General features: G+C 64.7%; 11 protein-coding genes and 1 pseudogene. 6 read left to right on the top strand and 6 right to left on the bottom strand.

Annotation, left to right across the window (positions count from 1 at the left end; translation table 11 throughout):
- The first annotated feature begins 146 nt into the window (after window positions 1-146).
- From recD to ACCQ12_RS20320, 3 genes and pseudogenes are all read left to right on the top strand, one after another.
- Complete coding sequence (recD, locus tag ACCQ12_RS20330) at window positions 147-2,648, top strand: exodeoxyribonuclease V subunit alpha (protein ID WP_372382586.1); 2,502 nt, start codon at window positions 147-149, stop codon at window positions 2,646-2,648.
- Window positions 2,649-2,786: 138 nt separating this feature from the next.
- On the top strand, window positions 2,787-3,857 hold the full coding sequence (locus ACCQ12_RS20325; RefSeq protein WP_184368321.1) for a virulence RhuM family protein: 1,071 nt from the start codon (window positions 2,787-2,789) through the stop codon (window positions 3,855-3,857).
- A 60-nt stretch (window positions 3,858-3,917) separates the two neighbouring features.
- A pseudogene (locus tag ACCQ12_RS20320) lies at window positions 3,918-4,135 on the top strand (HigA family addiction module antitoxin).
- A 118-nt stretch (window positions 4,136-4,253) separates the two neighbouring features.
- Here the strand turns inward: ACCQ12_RS20320 and ACCQ12_RS20315 are convergent.
- Entirely contained in the window at window positions 4,254-4,997 is a 744-nt protein-coding gene (locus ACCQ12_RS20315; RefSeq protein ID WP_184374365.1) for an SDR family NAD(P)-dependent oxidoreductase, read from the bottom strand.
- Window positions 4,998-5,215: 218 nt separating this feature from the next.
- Here ACCQ12_RS20315 and ACCQ12_RS20310 point away from each other — a divergent pair, with 218 nt between their 5' ends.
- Window positions 5,216-6,061 (top strand): AraC family transcriptional regulator, encoded by an 846-nt coding sequence (locus tag ACCQ12_RS20310; RefSeq protein WP_372383671.1) that lies wholly within the window; start codon window positions 5,216-5,218, stop codon window positions 6,059-6,061.
- A gap of 194 nt (window positions 6,062-6,255) precedes the next feature.
- Here ACCQ12_RS20310 and ACCQ12_RS20305 read toward each other — a convergent pair whose 3' ends face one another.
- From ACCQ12_RS20305 to ACCQ12_RS20290, 4 genes are all read right to left on the bottom strand, one after another.
- Window positions 6,256-6,561, bottom strand: a complete 306-nt coding sequence (locus tag ACCQ12_RS20305) for a type II toxin-antitoxin system RelE/ParE family toxin (protein ID WP_184374364.1) — start codon at window positions 6,559-6,561, stop codon at window positions 6,256-6,258.
- Window positions 6,561-6,815, bottom strand: a complete 255-nt coding sequence (locus ACCQ12_RS20300; RefSeq protein ID WP_047696333.1) for a type II TA system antitoxin, ParD family — start codon at window positions 6,813-6,815, stop codon at window positions 6,561-6,563. Before ACCQ12_RS20300 ends, ACCQ12_RS20305 begins: the two co-directional genes overlap by 1 nt.
- Window positions 6,816-7,402: 587 nt before the next feature.
- Window positions 7,403-7,735: a lipoprotein gene (locus ACCQ12_RS20295; protein WP_047695743.1), complete on the bottom strand. Its 333-nt coding sequence runs from the start codon at window positions 7,733-7,735 to the stop codon at window positions 7,403-7,405.
- A 237-nt stretch (window positions 7,736-7,972) separates the two neighbouring features.
- The gene (locus ACCQ12_RS20290; RefSeq protein WP_372382585.1) at window positions 7,973-8,716 is read right to left on the bottom strand and encodes an SDR family oxidoreductase; all 744 of its coding nucleotides are present in this window, start codon (window positions 8,714-8,716) and stop codon (window positions 7,973-7,975) included.
- Window positions 8,717-8,802: 86 nt separating this feature from the next.
- Here ACCQ12_RS20290 and ACCQ12_RS20285 point away from each other — a divergent pair, with 86 nt between their 5' ends.
- Window positions 8,803-9,390 (top strand): TetR/AcrR family transcriptional regulator, encoded by a 588-nt coding sequence (locus tag ACCQ12_RS20285; protein WP_166750006.1) that lies wholly within the window; start codon window positions 8,803-8,805, stop codon window positions 9,388-9,390.
- Window positions 9,391-9,521: 131 nt separating this feature from the next.
- On the opposite strand, the gene ACCQ12_RS20280 is transcribed toward ACCQ12_RS20285, so the two are convergent.
- The gene (locus ACCQ12_RS20280; protein ID WP_372382584.1) at window positions 9,522-9,854 is read right to left on the bottom strand and encodes a hypothetical protein; all 333 of its coding nucleotides are present in this window, start codon (window positions 9,852-9,854) and stop codon (window positions 9,522-9,524) included.
- Window positions 9,855-10,093: 239 nt separating this feature from the next.
- Here ACCQ12_RS20280 and ACCQ12_RS20275 point away from each other — a divergent pair, with 239 nt between their 5' ends.
- Window positions 10,094-10,933, top strand: a complete 840-nt coding sequence (locus ACCQ12_RS20275; RefSeq protein WP_179456126.1) for a hypothetical protein — start codon at window positions 10,094-10,096, stop codon at window positions 10,931-10,933.
- Window positions 10,934-10,956: the final 23 nt, after the last annotated feature.

Here is a 10,956-nt window from a genome sequence, read left to right as displayed (position 1 = left end):
CGCAAACCGCTCCCCCCCAGAGGCAGCCAGACACCACGCGCACCCCACGCCGCGCCTGCCTGGCCATGCCAACGCCACCTCGCCCGGATCGAGGTGCGGCACAAGCACCCGGAGAAAGGCACGTCCGCCATGGGAGCCATCACCCCATGAACCAGCCAACCTTGTTCAGCGCGCTGATCAAAGCCGAAGTCCTGCGCACCCTGGACCTGGCCTTCGCCCAAAGCCTGCAACGCCTGTCCCCGGACACCGAACCGCAGGTCCTGGCCGGTGCCGCGCTCGCGTCGCTGGCCGTCACCAGCGGCCACGCCGGGCTGGACCCGGCCCGCGCCGGCATGCTGCTGGACCAGCGCGACGGCCCACTGCCGGCCCTTCCGGACCCTGCCGACTGGCAACGCACCCTGGCCGCCTCGCGCTGGGTCGACCAACCGACCCCCGAAGACCCCGCCGCCGCCGACTGCCCCCTGGTCCTCGAACACGGCCTGCTCTACCTGCGCCGCTACCGCGAGTACGAACGCCGCCTGGCGTTGGGCCTGCAACGCATCGCCGTCCAACCCATGCCGGCCTTCGACCCCGCCGCCCTGGCCCCACTGTTCGCCCAACTATTCCCCCAGGCCTCCCCTCTCCCCCCGGGAGAGGGGGCCCGAAGGGCGGGTGAGGGTACGGGCCTGCCCGAGCCATCCTCCATGGGCAAGGCCCTATCCGAGCCATCCTTAACGGGCAAGGCCTCACCCGCGGCATCCCTCACGGACAAGGCGCCACCCGAGCCGTCCCCCACGGACAAGGCCTCACCCGCCCCGGCCATCAACGGCATAGGCCAGTCCAAGCCATCCCATTCCCCAGACCGCCAGGCCCAGGCCGCCGCCCTGGCCCTGCGCCGCAGCCTGCTGCTGGTCACCGGCGGCCCCGGCACCGGCAAGACCACCACCATCGCCCGGCTGTTGTTGTTGCGTATCGCCCAGGCCCACGCCGCCGGCCACCCGCCGCCGCGCATCGCCCTGGCCGCGCCCACCGGCCGCGCCGCCGAGCGCATGGCCGAAAGCCTGCGCCTGGCCGTCGCGCGCGCCATCGCCGATGGCATCCACCTCGCACCCACTCCCGGTGCAGCCCCGCCCGGGCAAGCGCAGCAGCTACCGAACCCCGCCGCTTCCCCTCTCGTTCAAGCAACAGAGCCAGCCAACCCCGCCGCTCCCCCGCTTCGTCAAGCAACGGAGCCAGCCAACCCCGCTGTTACCCCTCCCCGCCAAGCGACAGAGCCAGCCAACCTTTCCCCTCTCCCGCCTGCGGGAGAGGGTGCCCGAAGGGCGGGTGAGGGCCAGCCGTCCCCGTGGAACTCCCTCCTCCCCAACGGCGCCAGCACCCTGCACCGCCTGCTCGGCGTCATCCCGGACTCGCCGCACTTCCGCCATAACGCCGACAACCCGCTGCCATTCGACCTGATCGTGGTCGACGAAGCCTCCATGGTCGACCTCCCACTGATGTGCAAGCTGGTCGAAGCCGTCGCCGACGGCACCCAGCTGATCCTGCTAGGCGACGCCGACCAGCTGCCCTCGGTGGAAGCCGGCGACGTGCTCGCCGCCATCCTGCAGGCCGCCGGCCCCGGCGATGCCCTGCAGCCCGATGACGCCCAGGCACTGCAACCGCTGCTCGGCAGCGCGCCCGGCGACACCACGCCCGCCGCCACCCACACAGGCGGCCTGGCCGGCCACCGCGTGCACCTGCTGCGCGGCTACCGGCAGGCCGACGACTTCGCACTCGCCCCCCTGGCCGATGCCATCCGCGCCGGCGACGCCGACACCGCCCTGGCCTTGCTGCGCAGCGGCGAGCTGGCCGGCGTGCACTTCCACGAAGACGGCGAAGACCCGCTCAGCGACGGCCGCGACGCACTGCTCGCCCACTGGCGCGCGCTGGCCGACGCCCAAGACCCCGCCGCCGCATTGCGCGCGGCCGGCCGCCTGCGCCTGCTCACCGCCGTGCGCGCCGGCCCGCAAGGCGCGCGCGGCCTCAACGCCCGTATCGAACAACTGCTGGCAGACACCGGCTCCGGCGCCCGCCGCCTCGGCGCTGCCTCGCCCTGGTTCCAGGGCCGCCTGCTCCTGATCACCGAAAACAGCTACCGCCACGGCCTGTTCAACGGCGACGTCGGCATCTGCCTGCGAAGCGATGCGAGTCCCTTTTCGGGGCGCAGCGACGAAGGCCCGTCTTCACCGCCAAGCCAGTCCGCCGCCACCGCCAACCGCCACGCCCCAGGCACCGACAACCGTGCCCAAGGCCCGTTGGTCGCCTGGTTCGAAGGCGACGGCGACGGCCAGGTGCGCGGCTTCCACCCCGCCGCACTGCCCGCGCACGAAAGCGCCTTCGCCATGACCGTGCACAAGGCGCAAGGCAGCGAATTCGATGACGTCTGGCTGCAACTGCCCACCCGCGACGCCCGCGTGCTCAGCCGCGAACTGCTCTACACCGGCATCACCCGCGCCCGCCGCGCCCTGCACCTGTCCGGCAGCGAAGCGGTCATCCGCGCCGCGCTCGCCCGGCACGCCGCGCGCATCTCGGGCCTGGCGTGGCGGTTGGGTGCACAGCAGCAGGCGGCACCCGCCACGCAAGCAACAGAACCATCTACTGCTTTACCCGTGCAGGGGTCGTTGTTCTGATGGATGCGAGCTGGCGTGATGGCAGAACCACTGACGACAAAACAAAATGTTCGCCTATCGCGGTTACTACGTGTACCCGGCTAGCATCGTTGTCGAAGAATGCCTGGTGGTGCGGTATCGCCAGCATGGGAGGCATCAATGCCGAAGAAGCATGAAATCTCACTCGTCCGTTCGTCGGCGGCCGAATACCTGACCTTCGTGGCCGCAGCAGGCGAGGGCGGGGTGCAGGCGGCATACGCCGACGAGAACGTCTGGCTGACGCAGAAGATGTTGGCGCAGCTCTACGATGTCGAAACCCACACCATCAACTACCACCTGAAAAAGGTGTTCGCTGACAACGAATTGCAGCCAGATGCAGTTATTCGAAATTTTCGAATAACTGCCGCCGACGGCAAGAACTACGACACCAAGCACTACAACCTCGCGGCCATCATTGCCGTGGGCTACAAGGTCAATTCCGAGCGCGCGGTGCAGTTCCGCAAATGGGCCACCACCATCATCGAGTCCTTCACGATCAAGGGCTTCGCGATGGACGATGAGCGCCTGCAGAACGACGGTACGGTGCTGGGCAAACGCTACTTCGAAGAGCAGCTGCAACGTATCCGTGAGATCCGTCTCTCCGAGCGCAAGTTCTACCAGAAGATCACCGACATCTACGCCACCGCCCTTGATTACGACACAACGGCGCAGGCCACCCAACGTTTCTTCGCCACGGTGCAGAACAAGCTGCACTGGGCCATCCACGGGCACACCGCAGCGGAAGTCGTCTACCACCGCGCCGATGCCGGCAAGCAGCACATGGGCCTGACCACCTGGGTCGACGCGCCACGCGGGAAAATCCAGAAGTTCGATGTGGCGGTCGCCAAGAACTACCTGACCACCGGCGAGATGGCGCAGCTGCAACGTCTTGTTTCAGCCTATCTGGATCTGGCCGAGGACATGGCGCTTCGACAGATTCCGATGACCATGCAGGATTGGGAAACACGTCTGAATCGTTTCATCGAAGCGACCGACCGGCAGGTGTTGCAGGACGCAGGGCGCGTCACTGCCGAGATCGCCAAAGCGCATGCGGAAAGCGAGTTCGAAAAGTACCGCATCGTGCAGGACCAGCATTTTCTGAGTGATTTCGATCGCGTCTTGCAGCAGCTTGACTCCGAAGACCGGCTTGACGCCATCGATGACGACCCGCGCGAGACGGATCTACCATGACGGCTTTCGTTACCCAACATCCACCCCGGCGAAGTCCTGCTTGAGGAGTTCCTCGAGCCGATGGGCATCAGCCAGAACGCGCTGGCGCGCGCCACCGGCGTGCCGCCGCGCCGCATCAACGAGATCGTCCTGGGCAAGCGCGGTATCACCGCAGACACAGCCGTGCGCCTGGCCGCAGCACTGGGCACGACCGAGCGGTTCTGGCTGATTACGAGCTGGAACAAGCGCATCGCGCGCTGGGCGATCTGCCATCACGAATCAAGCGGCTGGCCGCTTGATCCGTGTAATAACGAGCGCGTGTGAGCCTACTGCGCGATGCGTCCTGCTTTGCGATCTTGAGCAAGCTCGAATGACATACGCACTGCCGGCAACGGAGCACCTCGGTCCAATAAACGCTTAAACGTAATACCCTCCCGCAACCTCGATCGACTGGGCATTGATCCAGCGCGCCTCATCGGAGAGCAGCATCGCGATGACATCGGCCACGTCTTCGGGCTCTCCAACGCGGCCTAGCGCCGTTTGCGCGGCCAGCATCGCTTCAAAGTCCGGCGTCAGCCCGCCGCCGAGTTCGGTGCGGATGGCGCCTGGCGAGACCGCATTGACGCGGATGCCGCGCTCGCCGAACTCCTTGGCCATGTAGCGGCTGAGCACCTCCAGCCCGCCCTTGAACGCGGCATACGGCGCAACCCCGGCGAACGCCACGCGCGTGGTGGCGCTGGTGAGGTTGACGATGGAGGCACCGCGGCCCAGCATCGGCAACAACGCTTGGGTGAGGAAAAAAGGCCCTTTGAGGTGCACGTTGAACAGCCCATCGAACTGCGCCTCATCGACGCTTTCGATCGGGTTGAAGGTGCCGTAGCCGGCGTTGTTCACCAGCCCGGCCAGGGTGTCCTGTTGCCAGACCGTGTGCAGCGTCTCCTGCACGGCCGCCGCGAAGCCGGCAAAGCTGCGCGTGTGGCCCACATCCAGCGGTAATGCAACTGCCTTGCCGCCATCGGCCGCAATGCGTGCAACCACTGCGTCGGCTGCAAGTGGGTTCTGGTGATAGGTCAGGATGACGCCCATGCCGCGACGGGCACTGGCCAGGGCGGTGGCGGCACCGATGCCGCGGCTACCACCGGTGATGACTGCAATATTCATGGCGCTGGGCTCGTGTCTGAAGGTGTTCCCAGGTTAGGCAGCGCCGTGCCGCAGGGCCTGCCCGAAGCTGGCGCCGGCCTGCCTGATCCTGCCTTTGCGCTTGCCGGGTGCATCGCCGCGTAGTTTGATAGGCGATGAAATCGGCACTTATCGAGCTCAAGCGGCTCACCCGGCATGCCCAAAACCGCCGCACCGAAACCGGCATCCCGCGCGTGGCGATGGTGCAGGGCGAGGTGCCGGAGCACGCGCTGGCGGCGGTCTACGAGCCGATGATCAACCTGATCCTGCAAGGCGGTAAGTCGATGACGGTGGGCGACCGCACGCTGCAGTACGACCCGGCCAGCTACTTCGTCATGACCGTCGACCTTCCCGCCATCGGCAAGGTGCATGCCGCAGACGACGGGGCGCCCTATCTTGCGGTGAGCCTCACGCTCGACCCGCAAACCATCGCCGCCCTGCTGCACGATCTGCCCGCGACGCAGGCGGCCATTCCTGCGGCAGGTGCCGACGCGGTGTCGTTTTCGGTCGCCAGCATGACCGGCGAAATGCTGGATGCCTGGGTGCGCCTGCTGGGCCTGATGCAATGCCCCGCCGATATCCCGGCACTGGCGCCGGCCTACGAGCGCGAGATTCTGTACCGCGCATTGCAAGGCCCGCAGGGCGGCGTTCTGCGTGCCGTGGCAACGCCGGATTCCACGTTGGCACGGCTGCGCAAGGCCATCCACTGCATCCGCGCCAATTACGCCCAACCCCTGCGCATCGCCACGCTTGCCGGCCAGGCCGCCATGAGCGAGTCGGCGTTCCATCGCAACTTCAAGGCCGCCACCGCGCTCAGCCCGCTGCAATACCAGAAGCAGCTGCGGCTGCTGCAGGCGCGCCACTTGCTCACCGCGCATGGCAAGAGCGTCACCACCGCCGCCATGGACGTGGGCTATGAAAGCGCAACCCAGTTCAGCCGCGAATACGCACGCACCTTCGGCCTGCCGCCGTCCCAGGATGCGGCGCGCATTTTCGAAGCCTTGCGTGGGTGGCGGTGTGACGCGTCTGCGCAGCGTTATCTCTGAGGCTATCGACGTGCGTTCACCGCGTCATTCAACTACCGCGTTTTCCCTAAATCCAGGAACGCTGCAGCGGCACACGCCAGTCATTGCTGAGCGCAGCACATAGATCGAATCAAACGCCCACGTCAGCAAAACAAGCCGAATTGTTGGCAGAGCAGGAGTATTGAAAGCCACACCATCGCGATGTGGAGTGTGAGCTACAACCTGCCGACTAAACGCACCATCAGATCCATACGCTCATGCAAGATCGCAACGATCAGTGCTGGAGCCTGCTCACGCGGCAGGCAGAAGACGTAATGGTGCATGCAATGGGCCATCCGCAACGCAGGGTACAGCGCGCTGAGATCCTTGAAAGCGCCTTCCCCTGTGGCGAGACGGGCGATGCCTTGTTCCAGATCTGCAATGTACCTGCGAACCTGCGCTTGGCCCCAGCGTGTCGAGGTGTAGCGGATGATCCCGCGCAGATCGGCTTCGGCTGCGTCGGTGAGGACGTAGCCGTGCATCAACCGCGCCGGCCCTCGGCCAATTCCTCATCCAGAATGGTGTTGATGCTCTTGCTAGACACCTTGCCGGCTAGGCCTTCGGCGACGCGTTCCCCAAGCAGGGTTTTCAACTCCTGCCACGCCTGATCGGCGTTCACGTCGCCAGGGAACAGGCGTTCAAGCGCGTACTGCTTGATCGTCTTGCCCTGCAGAGCCGCCAGCGCCTTCAAACTCTGGTGCTGCTGGTCGCTCAGATCGATGGTCAAACGGCTCATGGCAAGCTCCGAAATCCGCACAAACCCACATTAGCACAGCCACTTTGGCCGGCCCGTTGATCGGTCAATAGCAGCGTTGAGGGTGCTGCCGCAGGCCATGTCAGCAGCGATTGAGAAATCTGACAGGCCGAGTTCGCAAGCCAACGCAGCGCCTGGTGCGGGCCAAAAAACCGCGAGGCCAGGCCTACGCCTGACCTCGTCTGCCGTCTGGCAGGCCGGGCGGCTTACTTGCCCTTCTTTTCCTGCTTGGCCGCGCGCTTTTCTTTCAGCGTCTTGGTCGGCTCTTTTTTCTGGTTCTTCTTCTGGTCCATCCCCTTGCTCATGACACCCTCGTAGTTGCTGGATTGATCGGTCGGGCAGCGCCATGACCTTGGCGTGCCTGCGCACTGTAAGGCTTGTGCGCGCTGGATGGCAGCAGATTCAGGCCGGCGGCGGGCGGAGCGGCAGGGCGGTTCCCCGCAAGGCGGGGCAGGGGCCTGCAGCCCATCGAAGCGGCCGGAAAAACCACGCTGCCAACGACCAAAACGCTCGCGTGCGACCGTCAAGGGTCCGCACGCGGGCGTTGGTGGCATCCGGTGACAGCAGCGTTATTTGGCCGGCACGCGCTGGTACTGCTCGCCGCCGGTGTTGAGGTGGCCGTTGCTCTCGTCGATGGCGAAGTTCACTGTCTCGCCATCGTTGGTCACCTGCAGCGCCCCGTCCTTGTAGACCGCCGGGTAGCTCTCGGTCTTGGGCTGGCGGCTGAAGAACTTCGGCGTGGTGCTGCGCACCATGAAGGTCTCGCCATTGCGCTCGATGTCCATCGTCTCTTCCTGCGTCTGCACGTTCACCCAGTGGCCAACGAACTGCTCGCCTTCCACCTTGGCGCAACCGCTCACCAACAGTGCCGCGGCCAGCGCGGTACCCATCCACTTCATCATCGTGTGTTCTCCAGTTGAGGCTGCGGCGAGGATGGCGGGTGGGGGATGTAGGAAGAGTCAAGGCGTACTTGCCCGACATTCGAAGTCGAATGTCGTCGACAAGGTTGGGAGACTCAACCACCCCTTTCCCCGACGGCCACCGTCTCCTGCCACGTCCTGCGTCGCATCCATAGCACGTCGCGCAGGTTGTGCACGATGGCGAAGTTGTCGGCAACCGCCACGCTCCCACAGGCAGGACTAGATGGCCATGACCCCGCCATCAATGAACAGTTCGTGCCCCGCCATGAAACTGGACGCGTCCGAGGCAAGGAAAAGCACCGCTTCGGCAATCTCCTCTGCGTTACCGAGCCGGCCGAACGGGATCATCTGCTTGAACGCATCCTCAGCCCCTGCATTTGCTTCCAGGTAGGCCTGCATGGCCGGCGTGTGAACCATGCCGGGCGAAACCACATTCACCCGTATGCCGCGGCTCTTCAGGTCGGCCGTCCAGGTGCGCGCAAAGGAGCGGATGGCTGCCTTCGTGGCGCTGTACACGGACAGTGCGCCGATCCCCTTGCTGCCAGCCACCGAGCCCGCCAGGATCACGGCGCCGCCAGTTGCCATCAGCGGCAGCGCCTTCTGCACGGTGAAGACCGTGCCCTTGACGTTGGTCGCCAGCAGGCGCTCCAGGTGCGCGACGTCGATTTCGCCAAGCGCCGCCGACTCGGAAACACCCGCATTGGCGAAGACGACATCCAGCCGGCCGTGCTCCTGCTGGATGCGCGCATAGAGCCTGTCCATATCCGCTGGCACGCCAACATCGCCCTGCACGCCCACTGCGCCGCCACCGATCTCCGCCACGGCAGCGTCCAGCCGGTCCTGCCGCCTTCCCGTGATGTAGACCCGCGCGCCTTCCATCCAAAACGCCTTCGCCGTCACCAGTCCGATGCCGTCGGTGCCACCGGTGATCGCGACCACCTTGCCCTCGAATCGCTTGCCCATCTCGCTTCCTTTGTAAGTGGAGGATTGCTCCATTTAGTATATGGAGGTAGCCTCCACTTACACAAGCCAGCCCGGAAATAGCCACGTTGACCGCCGACACCCCCTTGCGCGCCGATGCCCAGCGAAACCGCGAGCGCCTGCTCGCCGCAGCTGAGGAGGTGTTCCTGGAGCGCGGCGCCGAGGCGTCGATGGAAGATGTCGCAAAACGCGCCGGCGTGGGCATCGGCACGCTATATCGGCGCTTCCCCACACGCGAGTCATTGTTCGCCGCGGTCTACAGCGGGCGCTTCCTCTCGCTCGCCGCTGCCAGTCATGCCCGTGCCAGCACGCTCGATACGCTGGCCGCGCTACGCGCGTATCTCGAGGAGCTGGCGCTACACACCAGCGTCTACCGTGGGCTCGCCGCCTCGCTTGGCGAGGTGCTGCAGAGCGGCACGCCAGGGTGCGATGCCATCAGCACGGAGGGACAACGGCTATTGCGGAGCGCGCAGAAGACCGGTGTCGTCCGGCGCGACGTCTCTTTCGACGATCTTGTCGTGGTCGCCACCGCCACCTCGCTGGCCACCGAGCAGCTCGGTTCGCCGAGAACCCGCATCGCGCACCTGATCGGGCTGTTCCTCGACGGCATCGCTACGCAAAGAACGGGTCCAGCATCACTAAAGAAGTCAGCCTGACCCTCGCTAATCTGGCCAAGGCGAGCGCAATGCGCTGATCGCTTACACGTGTATGCGCCATCCGCTGCAACTGCGGCGATGCCTGCGACCAAAATGACAAAGCCCGCAGTGCGGGCCTTGCGGTGATGCGCTTATTTGGCCGGCACGCGCTGGTATTGCTCGCCACCGGTGTTGAGGTGGCCGTTGGCCGCGTCGATGGCGAAGTTCACCGTCTCGCCATCGTTGCTGACTTGCAGCGCTCCGTCCTTGTAGACCGCGGGGTAGCTCTCGGTCTTGGGCTTGCGGCTGAAGAACTTCGGCGTGGTGCTGCGGACCATGAAGGTCTCGCCATTGCGCTCGATGTCCATCGTCTCGTCCTGCGTCTGCACGTTGACCCAGTGGCCGACGAACTTCTCGCCCTCCTCCTTGGCGCAACCGCTCACCAGCAGTACCGCGGCCAGCGCGGTGCCCATCCACTTCATCATTGTGCGTTCTCCGGTTGAGGTTGCGGCGAGGATGGCTGGTGGGGGATGTATGGGAGGTCAAGGACCAGGAATGCTCAAAAGAAAAAGTCCCCGCCGCAGTGGATGCCTCATTGGGAACGACGCTCCGCCACCTCTGATGACGTGTCAACCTAATCTGACCTGCCCACCCGCTCGGGGCGAGCTGAAACTGCTTGGGCCGCCGCCGCCGCCCGTGGCGTACGCTAAGCCGTCGCAAAAAATTGTCCGATCAAGACCTTTACGAAGAGCAAGCTGTGAACCCTCACCCACCGCCACATGAGTCGGAACAACACGAGATCTCGAAGGAGTATTCCTTCAACGACACTCGCACGGCGCTTACCTCGCCACGAGTTGGTCGATCGCCAAGGCGCATGCATTGGCGCCGCGTCCTGCGCATCTCCTTACTTATCGTGGCGCTGATTCTCATCGCGCTGCTCGCAAAGCCGGCCACGACCTCCATCACAGGAGCTGCAGAACACCAAGCATCACCGTCGCAGCCTGTAGTTCTATCGAAGCAAGACGTAATCCTGATCTGGACAGCGGTCGCTGATCAGCGGTATCCGGTCTATTCTGCGGCTTCAGAGTTCGACAAGCCCCTCTCGGGTGCAAAGCGCAAACCGGTGGTGCTGCTCGATCGATCTACACAGACTTGTGCTGTTGAGAGAGCGGAGCGAATGTGTGCCTCGAATCTAGATCAGAAGTTACTTTCGTCCTTTGTTGCAGATGCATTCGTATCAGGAAAGGCGCGACAGGCGCTATTGCTGGCAAACACTGTGCAGGTACAGGTACGGCTGCCCGAGAGCACCTACGTCCACGGGGCATCTACCGATCACGTCAATGCACTGCTGACTGATATCAACTGGCCTGCGTTCTACAAGGCCTATCCGGGAACAGCCGGATATCTACAACTGAGTGTGCCGGTTCTCGTCGATGGATCTCATTCGCTCGTTTATGCCGAACAGCGTTGTCATGGACGTTGTGGCACGGGCATGCTCTATTTCCTTGCGCGCACACAGAAAGGATGGAAGATCACCAAACGGATTGAGCTATGGGTAAGCTGAGACGGTCTCGACGCCACCGCCCA

Origin of the sequence: Xanthomonas sp. NCPPB 1068, assembly GCF_041479385.2 — a bacterium.
Classification (GTDB): domain Bacteria; phylum Pseudomonadota; class Gammaproteobacteria; order Xanthomonadales; family Xanthomonadaceae; genus Xanthomonas; species Xanthomonas cannabis.
The sequence above is the reverse complement of the archived record's forward strand: the minus strand, read 5'-3'. Positions and strand labels throughout refer to the sequence as shown.

Bases quoted from the DNA above. Each gene is read 5' to 3' on its own strand.
- recD (WP_372382586.1), top strand. From the start codon at position 147: ATGAACCAGCCAACCTTGTTCAGCGCGCTGATCAAAGCCGAAGTCCTG.
- ACCQ12_RS20325 (WP_184368321.1), top strand. From the start codon at position 2,787: ATGCCGAAGAAGCATGAAATCTCACTCGTCCGTTCGTCGGCGGCCGAA.
- ACCQ12_RS20315 (WP_184374365.1), bottom strand. From the start codon at position 4,997: ATGAATATTGCAGTCATCACCGGTGGTAGCCGCGGCATCGGTGCCGCC.
- ACCQ12_RS20310 (WP_372383671.1), top strand. From the start codon at position 5,216: ATGGTGCAGGGCGAGGTGCCGGAGCACGCGCTGGCGGCGGTCTACGAG.
- ACCQ12_RS20305 (WP_184374364.1), bottom strand. From the start codon at position 6,561: ATGCACGGCTACGTCCTCACCGACGCAGCCGAAGCCGATCTGCGCGGG.
- ACCQ12_RS20300 (WP_047696333.1), bottom strand. From the start codon at position 6,815: ATGAGCCGTTTGACCATCGATCTGAGCGACCAGCAGCACCAGAGTTTG.
- ACCQ12_RS20295 (WP_047695743.1), bottom strand. From the start codon at position 7,735: ATGATGAAGTGGATGGGTACCGCGCTGGCCGCGGCACTGTTGGTGAGC.
- ACCQ12_RS20290 (WP_372382585.1), bottom strand. From the start codon at position 8,716: ATGGGCAAGCGATTCGAGGGCAAGGTGGTCGCGATCACCGGTGGCACC.
- ACCQ12_RS20280 (WP_372382584.1), bottom strand. From the start codon at position 9,854: ATGATGAAGTGGATGGGCACCGCGCTGGCCGCGGTACTGCTGGTGAGC.